This window comes from Pseudoalteromonas sp. MB47 (genome assembly GCF_011319765.1).
GTDB classification, from domain to species: domain Bacteria; phylum Pseudomonadota; class Gammaproteobacteria; order Enterobacterales; family Alteromonadaceae; genus Pseudoalteromonas; species Pseudoalteromonas simplex.
Map to the genome: position 1 here is coordinate 285775 of NZ_VFBD01000004.1, position 20086 is coordinate 305860.

Here is a 20086-nt window from a genome sequence, read left to right on the forward strand (position 1 = left end):
GGCTTAGATTGCTTAACATCTTTTCTAAATCAATTGCTGCAAAGATGTCGCTGGCGCTGCTGCTATTACTTTTAGCATTGAGTGCTAGTTTTTTTGTAATGGATAAGCGATTAAAAACCATAGAAACGGCATTTGTAGAGATTAGCCGTATCAGTAATTATGCGGTGAGTATCTTAAGAATAAATAAAGACATTGTAGAGATGCAGCGTGATATTTCTGTGTACGGCAACTCAGGGAGTAAGTCTGTTTTTAATAAAATAGAAGATAACTTTCAAAGTATAAAAAAACGTTTAGGTAATATAAATTTTAATCAAAATGAAGCAAACAGTCAGGTTTACTTAGATTCGATGTCTGAGCTTTTGAGTCGATACGATGAGAACCTAGCTGTACTTACAAAACGCTATGAGGCCAGGGCACATTTAACCTATCAGGTGTTACCAAGTATCTACACTAATGCGATAGCAGAACTTGAAACTTTGAAATCAAATAGCATCAATACAGAAGATAAATTAAGTATCGCAGAGCTCACTAATCTATGGCATTCAATGCATCACGATGCGTATCAATTTTTATCGAAGAAAGACTATTCAAAAAGGGCTAAAGTGAATACTACACTGCGCTTGCTTAATCAAAAACTACAAGTGCTTCAAGGTCCTGCGATAACACTCGATAAAATGTCCCAGTTTACTGCTAATTATCAGCAGCAATTCTCTAAAAGTATTCAAGCTAACCGTCATTACTTAAGTTTAGTCAATGTGGTTATGGCAGGTGATGCTATCGAATTTAGTACCTTATCAAACCAGCTAAGAGAGCTTTCTTTATCGAGATTAAAACAAATTAAATCGGAGGCTGAAAAAACAGTTTCAAATTCTGAGCGTATTTTAAAGCTCCTTGCGATCGGTGTTGTTATTTATATTGTGGCTTTTGCAATTGCGTTTCATTTGCAAATTTCGCATGCAATTAAGCGCCTTACCGTTAGTTTTAAATACTTTTTGAGTGGTGACCTTTCGGCCAAAATTTATGATTTAAATCGCAAAGATGAAATTGGTGTTTTAGCGAATGCAGCAGAACGATTCAGGGTTTTAAGTAAAGACCTTGCAGATGCAAAGCAATCAGCTGAGCGTACAGCGAAAGTAAAATCTGAATTCTTAGCAAATATGAGTCATGAGATCAGAACTCCTATGAATGGTGTTTTAGGTATGGCTCGGCAGCTAAGTCGCACACCATTATCGGCAGAGCAAGCAAAGATGCTCAATATCATTAAATCATCAGGTGCAAGTTTACTGGTTATTATTAACGATATTTTAGATTTGAGTAAAATTGAGGCTGCTAAAGTAGAGCTTGAGTCAGGTCCAATTGAATTAAGCTCCTTGTTGAACGAGTTAACGCATTTATTTTCGCAACAAGCTGAAAATAAAGGTATTGAGTTATTTATTACGACAACGCCAGAGCTCACCGACTTTATATTTTTAGGTGATGAAACTCGGCTCAAACAAGTACTCATTAATTTATTAGGCAATGCAATTAAGTTCACTCATCGTGGTAGCGTGTTACTCAACGTCATTATTGAAGAAGTAGTGAATGATGAGTTTAAAGTAACTTTTAGTGTATCTGACACGGGTATTGGTATTGCCAATGAACAGCTAGATTCTTTGTTTGACGCTTTCTCTCAAGCAGATGCTTCTATTACTCGTCGCTTCGGTGGCACTGGGCTTGGCCTGACTATCTCAAGCAAGTTGTTACATTTGATGAATTCGTCATTAAAAGTAGAAAGTGAACCAGATAAAGGCTCTATGTTTTATTTTGAGCTTAATGTTACCCGAACATTCATAACCCCTGCTATTAGTGAAAGCCTTCTTGAAGAGAGTAGTGAAAAGTCCGTTGATTTTTCCCATGTAACTGCACTGGTGGTTGAAGACAATGATATTAACCAAGTGGTAATCGAGTCTATGTTGGCTGAGTTTAATATAAAGTCGATCAGTTTAGCTGATGATGGGGAACAGGCCATAGCACAGTGTGAAATAGGGGCGTTTGATATTATTTTTATGGATATGCAAATGCCGGTATTGGGTGGCCCTGAGGCAACATTGAAAATTAGAAAACTACCTGCCTATAAGCACACACCCATAGTGGCATTAACCGCAAATGTGCTTGCAGCAGACAAACAGCGATGCTTTGAAGCGGGTATGAACGACTTTATTGGCAAGCCAATTAAGTTCGAAAACTTAAAACGTGTTTTGGTTAAGTGGTGTTCTCAGCATCACCAATAAACTAACAAGGAAGCAATGTGAACAGTCTCAATATAGATAATAAAAGCACAATGTCATCTAAAACGTTTTTGTTATTTGTTTCATTAATTTTTAGCGTTTTTGCTGCCATCGCTGTCTACTTTTTCGAGGGGCATGTTAAACGGGATGCGTTAAACTCAATTGATCAAGAGTTTACAGAAACAAACCAGCGTTTAAAGAAAATACTCACATCTTCAATATTGCAGTCGAAATCTGATTTACGATTTTTATATTCAACGCCCCCTATAGCTGGCCTACCTCGGGCTCATTTTAATGATGGAATTGACCCCTACGATGGTACAACCTATCAGCAATGGAAGGAGCGGCTTGAAACCATTTTTATAGGCTTTATGGAGAACAACCTTGCGGTTGAACAGCTGCGCATAATAGCTGTGAGCGCAGAAGGAAAAGAGTTAATTCGTGTGCAACGTGTTGGCGCTTCAGTAGAAGCTGTACCTGACTATTCTTTACAAGCGAAAAGCGCAGAACCTTATTTTTTGCCAAGTTCATTATTAGAAGTGAACCAAATATACATGTCGCCTATGTCGCTAAACAAAGAGTTTGGCGAGGTAGTGTTTCCTTACAAACCCATGTTGCGTTTTTCTATACCCATATACAGTGATAAAGGAAAGCGTTTTGCTTTTTTAATCATGAATGTAAATGCCACCCCATTAATACAGAAGCTAAAAGAAACTATTTTTGATTATTCTCAGTTAGTGATCAGCAGTTCAGAGGGAGATTTTATTTATCACCCTTATGAAGGGTATCAATTCACGAGAGACTTAGATCCGTCTATTACATGGCAGTCAGTGTACGATCAGCCTGTTCAGCACCAAGGGCTATATTTAGTCACTGCAACTTCACCAACAACTCAGCAGTTTTATGTTCATTCAGAAAAAGTACAAACAAGACCAGGTAAAAGTTATGGCTTTATCAATTTTAATCTTTTAGTGGCTAAGCAATACGTTGATAAAGTAATAAATGAAAAGCGGGTCATGACCTATAGCTTATTAATTTTGATAATTCTTTTTACGGGGGTATTACTGTTAACGTTTTACCGAAACGCAAACCGGAGCCAGTTACTAGCAGAGGCTAGAAGAGAAGCGTCTGCTATCGTTGAAGGGTCGATAGATGCCATTGTTGGTTTAAATCTAGAAGGTAAATTGACAAGTTTAAATAAAACAGCTGAAAACCTATTAATGTTGGCAAGTTCGATGTCGATAGGAAAAGCGAGTAAAGATATTGATTTTTTGGCCCGATTACCTATTCCTGATTACATTGCGGATATTCAAAACTCAAAAACACAAATCAAAGATGAATGCAGTATTTCTGAAAACGGTGTGGTGAATTATTTCGCCATTTCGGTCAGCCCTGTTTTTTCGGATCAGCGCGTTTTAATCGGGGTTGCATTGATTATTAGAGATATTAGCAAAGAACAAGAAGCTGCGAATAAAGTTAAACGTTTAAATTCGGAGCTTGAGGCAAAAGTAAGGCAAAGAACTCAAGCACTTGCTGAAGCTAAAGATGAAGCAATAAAGCACAGCGATATCAAAAGCGCATTTATATCTAATATCAGTCATGAACTACGCACGCCATTAAATGGAGTGATTGGCACGTTGAATATTTTAAAACGTCAAACATTGCCCGATAATGCCCGTAAGCTTGTAGATATGATGGAGTTAAGTGCTTCAAATTTAAGGCTATTAATAAATGATATTTTAGATTTATCTAAAATTGAGTCGGGTAAACTCGATTTAAACATTCAAAAAATCAAACCTCAATTACTGATCGAAAGTTTAGTCGAGTCATGCTCTGTGAGGGCTTTTGATAAAGGTCTTGATGTTTATTTAGATACGAGCGGGCTGGCTTGTTACGAAGTTAAGACTGATCCACTTAGGCTTACTCAGATCATTAATAATTTGATTAGTAATGCGATTAAGTTTACAGAGCAAGGCTTTATCAAAGTAACGGCATCATCTGAGCAGGTTTCTAATACGGAGCATACCTTAAAAATTACCGTGCAAGATACGGGGATAGGAATAGAGTTAAATACTCAACGTCATTTATTTGATGCATTTCAACAAGCTAATAGTTCTATAGCCGACAACTATGGCGGAACAGGGCTTGGTTTATCAATATGCAAACAGCTGTGTAATATAATGAATGGTGATATTGCAGTTAATTCTGCAATTAATGAAGGGAGCGCATTTAGCTTTTACATTAAGGTTGGGAGTAGCCAAGCCCCTAAACCAGATGTTTCAGACTATTATAATCATAAACGTATTTTATTGATTAGTAACAACTCGCAATGCCATGATGTGATGCAAAAGTTACTAAAAGTATATGGGGCTGATGTTAAAGTTAGCGACATAAACACACTTGCTGATGAACATACAAGCAATGTTGATTATGTTTTTATTGATTATGAAAGTATTCAAGCGATAAACCCTCAATCACTGGTAAATAGCCTCGCGAATACATTAGAACAAGGCCGTATAATTTTACTGCATCTACCAACTAACCCCCTTCCAAAGGCGCTCGATACAAAAGTTACATCCCTTAATAAACCAATTACACAAACTAATTTATTGAGAGTTGCAGGTTTTGAAGTATCAGAAAATGAGCCACTTTATTTGCTGAGTGAAAACAGAACGACAGAAAATGACATAACAGCAGATGTTTTAACCCAACTTAAAGGCTGCCGAATATTAATTGTGGATGACAATGATATAAATATTGAAGTTGCACTTGGCGCCTTAGATGGATTGCCTATAGAGGTTATTACTGCTCAAAATGGTCAAGAAGCGCTGGAAATTTTATTAAATTCTAAAGCGAGTAACGAAGTTATTCATTGTATTTTAATGGACTGCCAAATGCCGGTTCTCAATGGTTATGAAGTGTGTGAAAAAATCCGAGCCGCAGAGGCTGGTCAGTACTATGCACAAATTCCCATCATAGCAATGACGGCAAGTGCTATGGCTGGTGAGAAGGAAAAGTGTATTGCAGTTGGTATGAGTGATTATGTTAGTAAACCTATCCAAGCTCACGAAGTTCAGTCAAAAGTTGTTAAGTGGTCTTTATCGAATTACGAGGGAGATTCGCTTAGTACTGAACAAAGTAATTTAGAGCCTCTTTGGGATCGTGAGCAAGCATTGGTTAGACTTTTAAATAAAGAAGCCTTATTAATCAAAATATGCGAGATGTTCATTACTAAAGCGCCGCTAAGGCTTAAAGAATTGCAAAGCCAAATTAATGCTAAAGATAGTGAGCAAGTTCGTCAGGTTGCACATGCCTTAAAGGGGATTTGCGGAGAAATAAGTGCCAGTCACTTGAGAAGTTTATTCGCTGACGTTGAAAAAAAAGCGAGCCAAGGCAATTTAAACCTTGAGAAAACTATTACAGAAATAGAGCAAATACTTACCCAGCTTATTACTGATATCACTCAATGGTTAGAAGAAAATTAGTTTATGTTTTCTAAATTTCATGCAAGACATCAAGAGTACTTTTTCATTTATCTAAAACTCAGGTTTATTAAGCCCTGCAGGCCTGTCGTTTGATCTAGATCAACAAAATTTAGAGTGGGGTAAAGTAGAATGCGCGACCGCTTTTGTAACGGCTGCTCATAAACAGAGTGTGCTACGAATTGTGTTATTATTTATCGAATGTTTTTTAAACTAAGCTTGTTTGAAAAATATATGTGTTACATACCGACTCATGTAACCACTTGTTTTATAGTGATTTATGTTCGAGGGCATTAAATGGCATTACTCATCAACAACAAATGTATTAACTGCGACATGTGTGATCCTGAGTGCCCGAATGAAGCTATTTATATGGGGGCAAAAATCTATCAAATCGATCCTAATAAATGCACTGAGTGTGTTGGGCATTATGATAATCCTACCTGCGTTAGTGTATGTCCTATCGACTGTATTAAGCCTGATCCTAATCATCGTGAAACGTTAGATGAGCTTGCTGAAAAATATATTAAGCTGACTGAGTGAATTAATAATAAAATTTACAGCTTATTAGTACACCTTGATTCAAATGTTCTACACTTACTTTAATGCACGTTAATCTCTTGAGGATCCTATGTTTTTCAGTAAGTCAGTAAACTCTGAGCTTGTATCGTTAAAGACTGAGTTATTTCATCTACAGCAAGTGCGTGATGGCTTGAATGAAGAAATGATTTCGCTTAATGTACTTGAAAGCGGCGAGGTATCCTATATAAATCAAAACTTTACCAAAGCACTTGGCTACGATAAAGATGCGTTCCCTGGCACGCACTTATTTGACATCATTACAAATGAGTCCAAATCTACTGAACAATTTAGCCAATTCTCTTCTGCTTTAGAGCATTGTAAGCACTGGGTTGGGGCGCTGCAGTTTTATCACAAAAGTGGTAAAACAGAGTGGCTTAGAATTATTTCGCACCCAGTAAAAGGCCCTCAAGATCAAATTCTATTTTTCGCAATTTATGCCACTTTACTAACCGATACAATTGCTACCGCAAGAGAGCATAAAGACATTATTAAAGCGTTACACCGTGCTATGGCGGTTATTGAATTTGATTTAGAGGGTCATGTTTTAAGTGCAAATAGTCATTTTTATAATGCGATGGGTTACTCCGAAAAAGAGATAAAAGGTAAACATCACAGAATGTTTTGCGAACCAGAAGAAGCAAACTCTACTGAGTATGAGCAATTTTGGCAGCGTTTAAAAAATGGTGAGTACATAGCATCTCGCTTTAAACGTGTTGATAAGTTTGGTAATACCGTCTGGCTTGAGGCCTCTTACAATCCGATTTTTAATGATTTTGGGGATCTCTATAAGGTAATGAAATTTGCAACTGTGATCACTGAACAAGTGAATCGTGAGCATGCAATTTCTCAAGCGGCAGAGATTGCTTACGGTACCTCAACAGGAACCGACAAACTCGCTGTAAAAGGAGCTGAAGTACTTAAAAACACAGTGGCTGTTATGGATGAACTTGCTTTACAGATGGAGCAAGCGGCGCAAGAAATCGCAGCCTTAGATAAGCAGTCGCAACATATAGCAAGTATTGTACAAAGCATTAGTAGTATTGCTGATCAAACTAATTTATTAGCGCTTAACGCTGCAATTGAAGCTGCTCGTGCAGGTGAGCAAGGCCGTGGTTTTGCGGTGGTTGCAGATGAGGTTAGGCAATTAGCATCTCGGACATCTAAAGCAACTGAAGAGATTGTGGAAGTTGTTCAGCGAAATCAATCATTAACTCAAAATACAGTAAAGGTTATAGAACAAGGGAAAGTCAAAGCAGAGCAAGGTCTTGCTTTGTCGAATGAATCAGGACAAGTAATGGAAGATATTCAACATGGAGCACAGCAAGTTGTTGATGCAGTTGGCCAGTTTGCTAACCAGTTAAATAAGTGATTTTAATTTGCAATAAGCCTTAGGCATCTGCATGGATGCAGGTACAGATTATTATAAGCAACCTAATAACGAAATTTTGCTGTGTTATCAATGCGGTTTAATTTCCTTAAAGCTCCTCCTATTTTTTGCGAATTGGAAGGAATACCTTGTCTCACTTCTTGAAACTCCATATCATAGAAATATAGGGATATATTGTAATAGTTTAATATTCAGTAACTTTTTAAGTAAATGAGTTCACTGTTTGAATTTTAATTTAGCAATGAAGTGATGTACCCCATGTTTTCTACCAAGCCACTAAAAAATAAAATAACTAATCTTGAAGACGAATTATTTAGGGTTTCTCAAATAAAGCAAAATCTTGATGAGCTAATGCTTACATTAACGCTTGATGGCAAAGGCTGTGTTATAGATACTAATCCCCAAGTTCAAATTGAACTGGGTTTTAGCGCAAATCAACTTGATGGGATTGCATTACTTGATTTAGTGCCGCAATTGGCGCGAAAAACAGAACACTATCTGAACTTTAAACACGCACTACAAAACAAAAAGCCATGGGCAGGAGCCGTTCAGTTGGTCAATGCTAAAGGTGAAGAGGCTTGGCTAAGAGTGTTCGTTCATCCTGTGGTAAATAAGCAAAACCAATTTCTTCATTTTACATTGCATGCAAATGCATTAACACGCACGATTGAATCGTCACGCGAAAACCAGGACTTAGTAAAAGCAATTCATCGCTCTATGGCCGTAATCGAGTTTGATTTAACGGGTCATGTATTAAAAGCAAATCAGCAATTTTTACTGGGTGTCGGCTATAAAGAACACGAAATTATTGGTAAGCACCATAGTATGTTTTGTTCACCTGAAGAAGCAAGCTCATCAGAGTACGCGGCATTTTGGCAGAAACTTCAAAAAGGTGAGTTTGTTTCCTCTCGATTCAAACGTGTTAATAAGTATGGTGATCCCGTGTGGTTAGAAGCCACATATAATCCTGTGTTTAGTGAACAAGGGGAGCTTTATAAGGTTGTTAAGTTTGCAACGGTGATTACTGATCAAGTAAATCGTGAAATAGCTGTGTCTCAAGCAGCTGACATTGCTTATAGTACCTCGACTGAAACTGATCAAATCGCTCATCAAGGGGCTGAAGTACTCAGTAATATGGTTAGTGTTATGGATGAACTTGCAAATAAAATGGAACAAGCAGCAAATGAGATCACAGCACTTGATAAACAGTCTCAGCAAATCGCAAATATAGTTCAAAGTATCAGTAGTATTGCTGATCAGACAAACCTATTAGCGCTTAATGCAGCGATTGAAGCAGCTCGTGCTGGCGAACAAGGAAGGGGCTTTGCTGTTGTTGCTGATGAGGTAAGACAGCTCGCTTCACGTACTTCAAATGCGACTGTTGAAATTGTTGATGTTGTACAGCAAAACAGGGCACTGACTCAAAATACAGTTGAAGTTATAGAACAAGGTAAGAGCAAAGCTGAACAAGGCTACAGCCTAGCAACTGAATCTGGCAAAGTTATGTCAGATATTCAAAATGGCGCACAAAAAGTGGTCGATGCGGTTGGTCAGTTCGCTGACCAACTTAAATAGTGTTACCTGTGGTTATATTGAGTTTTGCAATAACCTCTTAAAATATCGGGATGGCGAAGTTTAATATGTTTACTTTGTCTCCCTGATACGCGCTTTCGCCAGAGTTTAAAACTCGAGCTTGTTAATTGCTCACGCATCAGTGCAATAACGTTTTTTTCATTTAAACCAAACTGTTGGTTTATTGCTTCAAACGGGGTTCTGTCTTCCCACGCCATCTCTATGATGCGTGATACTTCATGATCTAAGTGCTGCATTACGGCTCCTTTTTGTAGCTTATACGTATTTGCAGCAGGTTTAGATTATAAAATATCGTGTTGCCAGTGCTCTGCTAAAAAGTCGATGAACGCTCTGACTACATTTTGTTGGAAGTTACGCGATAAATACACCGCCCATAAGTGAGAGCCCATAGTAGTATGCTCTGGCAGTACTTTTACAAGCTCACCCGATGCCAAATAGTCATTGGCGAGATCGCAAGGTAGGTGAGCAATGCCCATTCCTTGTTTTGCAGCTTTTAGAAGTACGCCCATATCGTTAGCAACAATGTTGCCCTTCACGGTCACTTTTTGTGTGTTGTCGTCGTGTTGAAATTGCCAAATGGTGTGTTTGTTATGAACTAGGCAATTGTGAATAGTTAAGTCACTCGGCTCAAAAATCGGTGGGTTCTCAGCTAAATAATCGTTAGAGGCACACACTGCGGTTGCGATATACATTAGCTTACGGGCAATAAGACCTTCGTCAGGCTGGTGGATGTAACGCAAAGCGATATCAACGCGGTCATCAACCAGCTGCGATAAACTATCTGAAAGTAACAGTTCAAAGCGCGTCTGCGGGTGGCGTTTGGTAAACTCTTCAATGGCATCAAATAGCTTATGTTGGCCAAGCCCAATCGGGGAGGCAACGCGAATGGTACCTACCAATTCGTTGTTATGACTGTGTGCTCGGCTTTGTAAATCAGACACTTGATTTAATATTTGCTGGCAATAGCTAAGGGCTTCTTCGCCTTGAAGGGTCAAACTTACTTTGCGTGTTGTGCGATGAAACAACCTTAAATTTAGCCACTTTTCAATGTATTGAATATGCCTAGAAACTTGTAATCGGCTTAAACCTAAATGCTCTGCAGCCTGAGTAAAACTGCCTGTACGGGCAACTTCGACAAAGCTAGTAATTGAAGTGAGTTTATCCATTGATATCTTAAAATGAAACAATGTGTATCTATATAGTGTATTTATCAGTAGTTGGTGAACAAGTAAACTGCAATCATTGAAACAAACAACGGAGAATTCCTCATGAAATTAGCAGTTATTGGCGCAACAGGTTGGATTGGCAGCCACATTACTTCAGAAGCAATCGCACGTGGTCATCAAGTTAATGCATTAGTTAGAGACGCAAGTAAAGTAACCCAAGATAACGTCACTGTGACTGAATTTGATTTAACTAAAGACGATATCGCAACTGCAGCTGCAGGTAGTGATGTTGTTATTGCGGCAATTGGTGGTCGTGCTTTAGGGAATCATGAAATTGTTGCAAACACAGCAAAGCAATTATTAAACGCGCTTGCAGGTACTGGCACACGTATTTTATGGGTGGGCGGTGCTGGTAGCTTAGAAGTGGCACCCGGTGTAACTCTGGTATCAAGCCCAGATTTTCCTGCTGAATACAAAGCAGAAGCCATTGCTCAAGGTGAGGCACTTGATGTATTTAGAGCATCAGCAGCAGATACAGCTTGGACTTTTGTATCACCGGCAGCGGTCATTTACCCTGGGGAGTCAGAAGGCCCGTACCGTGTTGGTGGCGACAGCTTCTTTACTGATGCAAATGGCGAAAGCAAAATATCAGTTACTGATTATGCTAAAGCGATGCTTGATGAAGCACAGTCGGCAGCGCATTTAAATCAACGTATTAGTATTGCTTACTAATAGCGAGCCTTTATTCAGGCTCATAAAATGGTATTCTTAAGCGACGTGTTAAGTTACCTGTTTAATTTATGAGCCTGTTATTTTCTATTGCACTTGCAACCATTCCTGCTTTACCTGAACCCGTCGCAAACAATGCTGTCGCCAAAGTTGTTATTGATGAACAAGCCTACTTCCTAAGCTTTATGGGCTTGAGCTCAGGCAAAGCACATACCGATGTTCATAATAAAGTGTGGGTCCTTAAAGTGGGCGACAACGCGTGGCAAGCGGCTAAAGCTGTGCCAAGTACATTGCCCCTTACTGGTCGTTTGGCAAGTACCGCAGTGGGTGTGGGTAAGCACGCCTATGTATTTGGTGGGTATACCGTTAGCGCCGATCATCAAGAAATCTCTACACCCGATGTATATCGCTATGATGTGCTCTCTAATTCATATACGCAACTTGCCAGTATGCCTGTGCCGGTGGATGACAGTGTGGCACTTAAGTACCAGCAGCGTTATATCTATTTAGTCAGTGGTTGGCATAACGATGGTAATGTTAACTTAGTACAAGTGTATGATACACAAACAGATACTTGGCAACAGGCTTCGCCGTTTTTAGGTCAACCGGTGTTTGGCCAAGCAGCGGCAATTAGTGGAAACACTCTATTGGTGTGTGATGGCGTTAAAACACAGGCGAATGCTGATAAGCGCCGCTCTTTTGCTGCGGTTGCACAGTGTTTAAAAGGCACGATTGATGCTGATAACCCATTAAAAATAGATTGGCGTACCGTGCCGCACCCTACAGGTGTTGCCCATTACCGTATGGCAGCAACCAGTTTTAATGGCGATATTTATATGATGGGAGGCTCTGATAACCCATATAACTACAATGGCATGGGATACGATGGCAAACCAGCACCAGCGAGTGATCATGTTTGGCGCTTTGATGTTGAAAAAAACACATGGCAAGTAATGCCAAAAGCCGATACCGCGAGCATGGATCATCGAGGTTTATTAGAGCACCAAGGAAGTTTGTATCGTCTGGGTGGTATGGACAATAATCAACAAGTGACAGCCGATGCCCTTGGTTACAAGGTAAAGTTATCTCTATGAATACACTCTATATTACTGGAGCGGGAGTGAGTGCCGCTAGCGGTATACCAACCTTTCGTGGTGAAGATGGTTATTGGACCATTGGTAGCAAAAATTATACGCCGATGGAAATGGCAACCCGTGCTATGTATCAAAACAACCCTCGCGAATTTTTAGCTTGGTATTATCATCGTTTTGCAACCTACCGCCATCACGGCCCTAATGAGGTTCATCATTGGTTGAGTAATAAAAATCTCATTACGCAAAATATCGATGGCCTTGATGGCAAAGCGGGAAACACTGATTTTATTGCTATTCATGGTCGCTTAGATCAAATGACACTGTTTCACCATCAAGGTGACGATGTGATGGCTTTTAACGCGCCGTGGGATAAAGTCAACGAAGACAACCTCCACCACTCCTTGCTTGAGGTGTTCAATATTAATAATGAAAGCCCTAAGCTCAACGAATCGTTTAAGCCGTACGTGTTGTTATTTGACGAATACTACACTGAGCTTTATCGAATCTCTGAGGCGCAACAGCGCATGCTTGATGCCGATAAAATCGTCTTTATCGGCACTTCGTTTAGCGTCAATATTACGCAAATGGCACTCGATATTGCACGCAGTCAAGGCACGCCAATTGAAGTGGTTGACCCAGATCCTACTCACGTATTTCATCCTAATGTGACATATCACAAAATGACAGCGCTTGAGTATGTTCAGCAGCAAGGATAAAAATAAGGCGCTTATTAAGCGCCTTATTTAATTATTACTTTTCAGCTTTTGTTGCTGTGATGTTTAACCGCGCTTGTAAGGGGTCCGGTAAAAACTCTGCAGTCCCTGACTTACTCATTTGCAGTATAAAAGATTCATCATTTTGATATGCTTGCCAAGTCGGTAAACCTGGGCCATTTGGTGTGCCTAATTTAATAAAGTTCGTCACATAACGGTGCATTATTTTAGCAGCTTGCTTATCTTGCTCTGTGGTAACGTGCCCATATTTAGCAGCCACAGTATTAAAGAAGTATGGGATTTCGCTGGCGTGCTCTGCACCGGGTTTATCTAAAGTTTGCGCCACATAGCCAAAACGATACAAAAAGGCATCTTTCCCCATATCTGTCACACGTTTTGCAACGAACCTTGCTGGCTCTTGCATCAAAGCATCTTGCCCAACTTGGTAATTGAGTAAAGGCAATGGCGTTTCGCCGCTTGCATCGTAAGTCATTTTTGCTTGTGTACTGTGCGGGGCAAAACTTGCGAATAGCGCCTCTTTAGAAGCAAAATTAGCGAAGCCTAAATCCATATCTGTTGTGCCAACCATAGTCGCGACATGGCTAAATGTACCTTTACTCAAGCGTGCTTCAGTCGCCGAATTGATGATAGTGCCATCAATAATTGGCCCGCCAACGTACGTAGACTCATCATTATTTTGTCGATTTAATGTACTCAAATTTAGGTTATCAACCACGTCTTCGGCAGATAACTCACGTAGTGCAGCAAGGGCATTTTCATCACTGCCTAAAATGGTGTGTTGTTTGGCAAAGTTTTCGCCAATTTTTTCGGCGCTTAACACGGTGTCATCATCACTATTAAGTGGCAACTGCTTAAATAGTTCTCGTCCGCCTGCTGACATAATAATCGCTTGCTGGAATAAGCCATTAGCTGCAGGGGTTTGCATCATCGCATGTACCGATGCGCCTCCTGCAGATTCACCCATGAGTGTCACTTTTGCAGCATCACCACCAAATTGAGCGATATTTTGTTTCACCCATTCAAGTGCCGCAATTTGATCCATCAAAGCGTAATTGCCCAGTGCATCGTTCTCAAAACGACTAAGGGCAGGGTGCGCAAAAAAGCCAAATCGGCCTAAGCGATAATTAAAGCTAACAAAAATAACCCCTTGTTTAGCAAAGCTCTCACCTGAATAAACAGCAGGTGATGCGCCACCATTTACAAAACCCCCCCCGTGTATCCACACCACAACAGGGTAAGGAGTATCGCTGGGTTTAGTGGGTTTAAATACATTTAAATAAAGGCAATCTTCCGAAGGGGTTGTTGTCAGCGGTGCTGCATCGGCTGCAAACGGCTTTTGCATACAGTCAGGCGCGTAATCGTTAAGTACTTTTACATCTTGCCACTTGGGCACAGGTTGCGGCGCTCGCCAGCGTAACTCTCCCACCGGAGCTGCAGCATACGGAATGCCTTTATAGGCAATAAAACGTCCTTCTTTTTGCCCTTGGATAAGCCCGCCGGTGACGGCAATTTGATCTGATTGAGGTTGTTCTTGGCAACCTTGCAAAAATACAGCAGAGCCTAATAGAAAAGATGAGTAAAAAATCGATTTGAGAATACGCGATGTCATAACAAAGCCTAGGCTGTTTGGGTAAGGCTTAATATTAACATATTCAGATAGTAACAACGAGAAAACCAGCATAGCTACAAGGGGAGGCTATGCTGGTTTTAGTATTTGGCTAAACCACGCGTTGCGTTGCTCTTTAAAAAGGCCAAGTAGGCCTTTTATCACTTGGGCAGAAGTGAGCCAAATTAGATCAACCTTAGAAGCGTGTACGAATACCTAATGTAATACGACGCTCAAAGATATTTTGAGTGATCACATTATCTGACCACTGTGCGTAAATATCTTCTTTTTCTTCGGTTAAATTACTGACAGATGTATAAATGCTGGTATCTTCGGCTAACTCATAGCCAGCATAGAGGTCGTAGTACAAGGTGCTTTTAGTCCAAAATGGCATCACACCTTCACCCATCGCTGAACTTAAGCTATCTAAACGGTCACTACGATAGTTTGCTGCTAAACGAAGTTGTAATGGGCCTTTTTCGTACCATAAAACAGCATTTGCTGATTTTTCTGAATTGTCTTGGATTGGTAAGCTTTTGCCATATACATCAACGTTAGCGCTATCACTTGGTGCGTAAGTAAAGTTAAGTGATGTACCTAAACCATCAAATGGCTCCGGTAAGAAATCAAATGCTTGTTGATACGTTAATTCGAAGCCTTTAATTTCACCACCTTCACCATTAATTTCAGTAGTAACAGGTACTTCACGACGAATCACCCCATCAATATCAGGTAAGCCCATCATGACAGTGCCATTTTCAACAAAAGACTCAATATCCATTAAGAATGCTGAGAGACTCACTAATCCACTTTCATTAAAATACCATTCAGCTGATAAGTTATAGTTTGTAGCGCGCCAAGGCTCTAGATCAGGGTTTCCATTTTGGCGACCCTGAACCGCAACTAGTAAATCAGGACTCACACCAAGTTCAGCGGCAAGAACATCACCAGCACGAGTACGGCCCACACTGATACCCCCTGCAAGTTTACCAATGTCCAGCGTTGTCATTGTTTTGCCGTAACCAGCACGTAAAATAAAATCTTCAGTCAGATTTAAATTGAAGTTCATTGATGGTAAAAAATCTGAGTAATCACGATTTAACCATTTTTCACCTGTTTTCTCACTAGCAGTACACAGTGAGCACGGACGCGCTGAACCAAGTTGGTTTTGTAACATGTCGAGTTCAGTTCTAATATATTGCGCACCAAGATTTGCGGTGTAGCTCAAATCACCAAGTTCACCCGCAAAATTAAACTTAAAATAGGCTGATTGTGTTTGCTCTTTCACTTGGTAGGTACGTGATGGATTCGCTAAACGTTTATTACCAGGGTAAATGGCATTCTGAAAAGCCATTGGATCATCCATTACTTTTGGATCAATCAAGTAAAAGCCTTGATTAGAGCCTCCCGGGCCAAAATCACTTACTTGGTGTACCCAACCATCCGGTAAATCACTAAAGAAGTTAGTATGGCCAATAGTTAAGTCACCACCGGCTACACTATTTTCACCATCACCATTGGTATCACCTAATGAGGCACCTGAGTCTTTCCACATAACGTCAGCGCTTAAGTCGCCAGTTGTAAATGGGGCAACTAGGATATAAGTTTCTCGCTCAACATCACGTTTTGATGCTCGAATACCAAAATCAACGTTTGAGAGGTGCTCTGTTGAAAATTCATAGCGACCGTCGATGCGCGCTACATCGAGTGTTGCTTCTTCTTCAAAGTTATTTTCTGAATATGTAGATACTAGGTTGTATTGATTGATGTCGCTGCCGAAGCCTTCTTCAAACCCGAGCGTGATGTACTCACCATCACGAGAAAAATCAACCGCAACCGAATCAGGACCCACACCGTTAGGGTTTACTGGTGTTGCACCTGTGCCATCGTTTCTAAGTAAACCATGTTGTGCACCAGAGGTTAAATAACCGTGAGCAACGTTTTCTGTGTGACCTCGTTCAGCACTGCCGTGAATATAGCGAAACTCACCAGAAAGAGGACCATCACCTTGATATTCGAATAACATGCTGACATTAGTTGATTCGCGATCATTCGTTAAACTCTCTGAGTAAGCACTTACACGGCGAGCCAAAAATGTAGCATCATTTACGGTATAAATTTGACCGCCTTGATCATTGTCTAAGCGTGGAATGAAGCTATCTGAATATGCCCAAATATCGCCGCGAGCATTATCTATCATCATGCCTTGTTTTCTATCAGCATCATCCATGTTGGTGTAGAAAATATCACCGGTAAACGTCACAGCGTCTGAAATTCGATATTGAATCGTGGTGTTTAAACCTAAACGTTCACGCTCAGTTTCACGGTGCATCACACCATAAAAGCGCTGACTATAGAAACTATCATTTAAATCACCATCACCGTTAAAGTCGCGAGTTGTTTCATTTTGAATCTCGCTTGATGTCAAAATTGTACCGTTACGGTAGTTCGCAAGCGTACCTTCATCGTAAGCAGCAGTAAAAATAATCCCAAAGTCATCGTTGTTATAACCTGCAAAAGCAACCAGTTTTGGATCTGTTTCTTCCGATAAACTGCCGCGTGTTGCTTCTCCTGTGAATGAGAAAGTAGTTCCTTGCTCTAAATCGAATGGTCGGCGTGTTTTTAGGTCTAGAGTGCCCGATATACCACCTGCGAGCGTATCTGCTTGAGGTGATTTAAGTACGTCAATACCTGAAAGTAGCGCTGCAGGCACATCTGTGAAGTCAGGTTGTAAAGTGGTAATTGAACCCGCACTTAAAAACTGTTCGCCATTTAACAGCGTTGTCACTTGCGGCATACCGCGAACATTGATGGTTGAACCTTCCCCCGCCGAGCGACGAATTTGAATACCTGGAATGCGTTGTAAAGTATCTGCGATCGTTACATCGGGTAATTTACCAATGTCTTCAGCCGTGATTGAATCCATAACACCAGTACTAAAACGTTTGTTATTAATATCTTGCTTATTACTGGCTGCAATACCACGAACTTCAATGGTTTCGATTTCTTCATTTGTTATAGAGTTTTGATCTGCTGCAATCGCATTGAAGCTGGTATAACCGCAAATAACAGCTGCAACGGCATTAGCCGTTATACTGCGACTCAGTTTATTTTGGCGACGGGTTTGAGATTTCATTTTTAACGTTCCTCATCCTGTTTATTTAGGGTAATTATTATTTTCTGTTAATTTGTAACACGTATTGACTGTGTGTGTGTTATTAATTAACATTAGATTTAACAAAATTGCAATAACAATTACATTAAAAGCGTTATATTTTTTGTTTGATTTTTAAACCATGGCCATTAACTGGTTGATTTATAAGCAGGCTTTTGAAATGAAAAAATTTAGTGTCGCAAACCTAGAAACAGTAAATCGAGCTAATAAAGGACTTGGTAATTATCAAAAACTATGTTCATCAGGTTGGAATGTCGCTAAGCAAGATGTCAGTTTGCCTTGTTTATGCCTTTATGAATCACGCTTAAAAAATAACATTCAGTGGATGGCTGACTATACAAAAAAAAGCCATGTTCTTTTTGCACCGCATGGTAAAACAACGATGACCCCTGCAATTTTTAAAAAGCAATTAGCGGCAGGTGCTTATGCAATTACGGTCGCGACAGTAGCTCAATCACATGCCGCTGTAAAGAGTGGTGCAAAACGAGTGTTAATGGCAAATCAATTAGTGGGTCGTGCTAATTGCCAGCAATTAGATGAGTTGCTTGTTGCTAACGACATAACCTTTTATTGCTTGGTTGATAACCTAGATAATGTACGCATGCTTGGCGAGTACTTTGCTAACACTAAGCATACGATTCATGTGCTGATTGAGCTGGGTGTACCGGGAGGGCGCTGTGGCGTTGTTGATAGTAAAGAACTGGCATTATTGGTTGCAGAAATAGCTAACTATCAATCGCTTGCATTGGCTGGCATCGAAGTTTATGAGGGAGTGCTATCGCAAACAGAAGCGGTAAGTCAGTTCCTTGAATATGCAGTCGCAACGTGTAAGCAATTAATTGCTGATAACGCATTTGACACACAACAAGTGATGATTACAGCGGGAGGGTCAGCTTTCTACGACTTAGTGTGTGAAGCATTTCATCCCGAAAAACTGACTCAAAACATGGTAGCAGTGCTGCGTCCTGGCTGTTATGTCACTCATGATCAAGGTATTTACGAACAAGCACAGCAGCAAATTTTAGCGCGAAATGAATTGGCATGCTCTTTAGAAACTGAGCTTACCTCATGCTTAGAAATTTGGGCGTATGTGCAATCAATACCTGAACCAGGTCGTGTGATTATTGGTTTTGGTAAGCGAGATGCTGCATTTGATGCGGGCTTCCCAATTCCTTCACTACAGGTCGATCAAAACGGGCAAGTAAGTAAAGCAGATCCCGCTTGGAAGATAGAGAAAATGATGGACCAGCACGCAATGATGAAAGTACCACTCGATTGTACACTTCGAGTTGGCGATATTGTCGCGTTTGCTACTTCACATCCGTGCTTAACATTTGATAAGTGGCGCTACATCAATGTGATTGATGATAGCTATAACGTAGTTGATGTGGTCGAAACTTATTTTTAGGAGATAGACGATTGGATATAGTTTCAAGAATAAAAGAGCGCTTAGGGCATTTGCGCCAATCAGAACAAGCCGTCGCTCAATTGATTTTGGCGGATCTGCAGTTTGCAGCTTCTGCAAGTATTAGTGATTTAGCAGATAAAGCGAATGTTAGTCATGCTTCGATTACCCGCTTAGCAAAAGCACTAGGCTGTAGCAATGTACGTGATATGAAGTTACAACTTGCTCAATCTTTAGCTGTAGGCGAGCGTTTTATAAATGAAAATACTACGCAGCGAGAAGATATCCCCGCTATTTACAAAGCAATTCACGATATTTTAGATATCAACGCAGGGCTAATTAAACAAACCGATGTCGAGCAAGCTGCTCAATATATTGCCAATAGCCGCCACAGCTTAATTTTTGGTGTTGGTGGGGGGAGTTCCGTCGTTGCACAGGAATGCCATAACCGCCTGTTTCGATTAGATATTCTAAGTAATGCCTACAGTGACCCTGTGATGATGCGTATGACGGCGGCAAGTGTTGATGTGAGTGACGTTGTTGTGATGCTATCTCTGACTGGTTGTGCTCGTGACTTGATTGATACTGCACGTATTGCAAAAGAGTATGGCGCTAAGGTTATCGCAATCTGCCCGCAAAGTGAGTTAGCAGATTTAGCCACAATCCATTTGCCAATCAAAACTAACGAATCTGACTATATTTTTACGCCAAGCACCGCGCGATATGCAATGTTGGCGGCAGTTGATGTGTTAGCAAGTGAAGTTGCTATTTTGACGCAAAAGAAATCTCGCGAAAAACTACGCCGCATAAAGCATGAGCTTGATCAATATCGCCAAGGACCGGACCGCGCACCGATAGGAGATTAA

The 20086-nt window shown here is 40.4% G+C and carries 14 protein-coding genes; 10 read left to right on the forward strand and 4 right to left on the reverse strand.

Annotated elements, in window-relative coordinates:
* The first annotated feature begins 8 nt into the window (after nucleotides 1-8).
* From IMPJCBKJ_RS01935 to IMPJCBKJ_RS01955, 5 genes are all read left to right on the forward strand, one after another.
* Nucleotides 9-2270 (forward strand): ATP-binding protein, encoded by a 2262-nt coding sequence (locus tag IMPJCBKJ_RS01935; protein ID WP_138601930.1) that lies wholly within the window; start codon nucleotides 9-11, stop codon nucleotides 2268-2270.
* A gap of 17 nt (nucleotides 2271-2287) precedes the next feature.
* Complete coding sequence (locus tag IMPJCBKJ_RS01940; protein ID WP_166338449.1) at nucleotides 2288-5752, forward strand: ATP-binding protein; 3465 nt, start codon at nucleotides 2288-2290, stop codon at nucleotides 5750-5752.
* Nucleotides 5753-6046: 294 nt separating this feature from the next.
* Nucleotides 6047-6292 (forward strand): YfhL family 4Fe-4S dicluster ferredoxin, encoded by a 246-nt coding sequence (locus IMPJCBKJ_RS01945; protein WP_054553587.1) that lies wholly within the window; start codon nucleotides 6047-6049, stop codon nucleotides 6290-6292.
* 88 nt (nucleotides 6293-6380) lie between these two features.
* Complete coding sequence (locus IMPJCBKJ_RS01950; RefSeq protein WP_166338451.1) at nucleotides 6381-7700, forward strand: methyl-accepting chemotaxis protein; 1320 nt, start codon at nucleotides 6381-6383, stop codon at nucleotides 7698-7700.
* 276 nt (nucleotides 7701-7976) lie between these two features.
* Complete coding sequence (locus tag IMPJCBKJ_RS01955; protein ID WP_166338453.1) at nucleotides 7977-9293, forward strand: PAS domain-containing methyl-accepting chemotaxis protein; 1317 nt, start codon at nucleotides 7977-7979, stop codon at nucleotides 9291-9293.
* A gap of 2 nt (nucleotides 9294-9295) precedes the next feature.
* On the opposite strand, the gene IMPJCBKJ_RS01960 is transcribed toward IMPJCBKJ_RS01955, so the two are convergent.
* Together IMPJCBKJ_RS01960 and IMPJCBKJ_RS01965 are read right to left on the reverse strand one after the other, a co-directional pair.
* Entirely contained in the window at nucleotides 9296-9547 is a 252-nt protein-coding gene (locus IMPJCBKJ_RS01960) for a TIGR03643 family protein (RefSeq protein ID WP_166338455.1), read from the reverse strand.
* 45 nt (nucleotides 9548-9592) lie between these two features.
* Entirely contained in the window at nucleotides 9593-10477 is an 885-nt protein-coding gene (locus IMPJCBKJ_RS01965) for a LysR family transcriptional regulator (RefSeq protein WP_166338457.1), read from the reverse strand.
* 102 nt (nucleotides 10478-10579) lie between these two features.
* Between IMPJCBKJ_RS01965 and IMPJCBKJ_RS01970 the strand changes: the two genes are divergently transcribed.
* The 3 genes from IMPJCBKJ_RS01970 to IMPJCBKJ_RS01980 all read left to right on the forward strand — a co-directional run bounded on the left by IMPJCBKJ_RS01970 (nucleotide 10580) and on the right by IMPJCBKJ_RS01980 (nucleotide 13016).
* On the forward strand, nucleotides 10580-11209 hold the full coding sequence (locus IMPJCBKJ_RS01970) for an NAD(P)-dependent oxidoreductase (RefSeq protein WP_054553591.1): 630 nt from the start codon (nucleotides 10580-10582) through the stop codon (nucleotides 11207-11209).
* Nucleotides 11210-11277: 68 nt separating this feature from the next.
* Entirely contained in the window at nucleotides 11278-12300 is a 1023-nt protein-coding gene (locus IMPJCBKJ_RS01975; RefSeq protein WP_166338459.1) for a kelch repeat-containing protein, read from the forward strand.
* Nucleotides 12297-13016 (forward strand): Sir2 family NAD-dependent protein deacetylase, encoded by a 720-nt coding sequence (locus tag IMPJCBKJ_RS01980; protein WP_166338461.1) that lies wholly within the window; start codon nucleotides 12297-12299, stop codon nucleotides 13014-13016. The genes IMPJCBKJ_RS01975 and IMPJCBKJ_RS01980 overlap by 4 nt, the downstream gene beginning before the upstream one ends.
* Before the next feature lie 34 nt (nucleotides 13017-13050).
* On the opposite strand, the gene IMPJCBKJ_RS01985 is transcribed toward IMPJCBKJ_RS01980, so the two are convergent.
* Both IMPJCBKJ_RS01985 and IMPJCBKJ_RS01990 read right to left on the reverse strand, forming a co-directional pair.
* Complete coding sequence (locus IMPJCBKJ_RS01985) at nucleotides 13051-14643, reverse strand: carboxylesterase family protein (protein WP_166338463.1); 1593 nt, start codon at nucleotides 14641-14643, stop codon at nucleotides 13051-13053.
* Between the two features lie 193 nt (nucleotides 14644-14836).
* A complete protein-coding gene (locus IMPJCBKJ_RS01990) occupies nucleotides 14837-17776 on the reverse strand; it encodes a TonB-dependent receptor (protein WP_166338465.1) in 2940 nt (979 codons plus the stop codon).
* Between the two features lie 199 nt (nucleotides 17777-17975).
* Between IMPJCBKJ_RS01990 and IMPJCBKJ_RS01995 the strand changes: the two genes are divergently transcribed.
* Nucleotides 17976-19223: an amino acid deaminase gene (locus tag IMPJCBKJ_RS01995; protein ID WP_166338467.1), complete on the forward strand. Its 1248-nt coding sequence runs from the start codon at nucleotides 17976-17978 to the stop codon at nucleotides 19221-19223.
* 11 nt (nucleotides 19224-19234) lie between these two features.
* Complete coding sequence (locus tag IMPJCBKJ_RS02000) at nucleotides 19235-20086, forward strand: MurR/RpiR family transcriptional regulator (protein ID WP_166338469.1); 852 nt, start codon at nucleotides 19235-19237, stop codon at nucleotides 20084-20086.

Excerpts from the sequence above, each read along its gene's own strand:
- IMPJCBKJ_RS01955 (WP_166338453.1), top strand. The coding sequence starts at position 7,977 with ATGTTTTCTACCAAGCCACTAAAAAATAAAATAACTAATCTTGAAGAC.
- IMPJCBKJ_RS01980 (WP_166338461.1), top strand. The coding sequence starts at position 12,297 with ATGAATACACTCTATATTACTGGAGCGGGAGTGAGTGCCGCTAGCGGT.
- IMPJCBKJ_RS01975 (WP_166338459.1), top strand. The coding sequence starts at position 11,278 with ATGAGCCTGTTATTTTCTATTGCACTTGCAACCATTCCTGCTTTACCT.
- IMPJCBKJ_RS01970 (WP_054553591.1), top strand. The coding sequence starts at position 10,580 with ATGAAATTAGCAGTTATTGGCGCAACAGGTTGGATTGGCAGCCACATT.
- IMPJCBKJ_RS01990 (WP_166338465.1), bottom strand. The coding sequence starts at position 17,776 with ATGAAATCTCAAACCCGTCGCCAAAATAAACTGAGTCGCAGTATAACG.
- IMPJCBKJ_RS01985 (WP_166338463.1), bottom strand. The coding sequence starts at position 14,643 with ATGACATCGCGTATTCTCAAATCGATTTTTTACTCATCTTTTCTATTA.
- IMPJCBKJ_RS01945 (WP_054553587.1), top strand. The coding sequence starts at position 6,047 with ATGGCATTACTCATCAACAACAAATGTATTAACTGCGACATGTGTGAT.
- IMPJCBKJ_RS01965 (WP_166338457.1), bottom strand. The coding sequence starts at position 10,477 with ATGGATAAACTCACTTCAATTACTAGCTTTGTCGAAGTTGCCCGTACA.
- IMPJCBKJ_RS01950 (WP_166338451.1), top strand. The coding sequence starts at position 6,381 with ATGTTTTTCAGTAAGTCAGTAAACTCTGAGCTTGTATCGTTAAAGACT.
- IMPJCBKJ_RS01995 (WP_166338467.1), top strand. The coding sequence starts at position 17,976 with ATGAAAAAATTTAGTGTCGCAAACCTAGAAACAGTAAATCGAGCTAAT.
- IMPJCBKJ_RS01960 (WP_166338455.1), bottom strand. The coding sequence starts at position 9,547 with ATGCAGCACTTAGATCATGAAGTATCACGCATCATAGAGATGGCGTGG.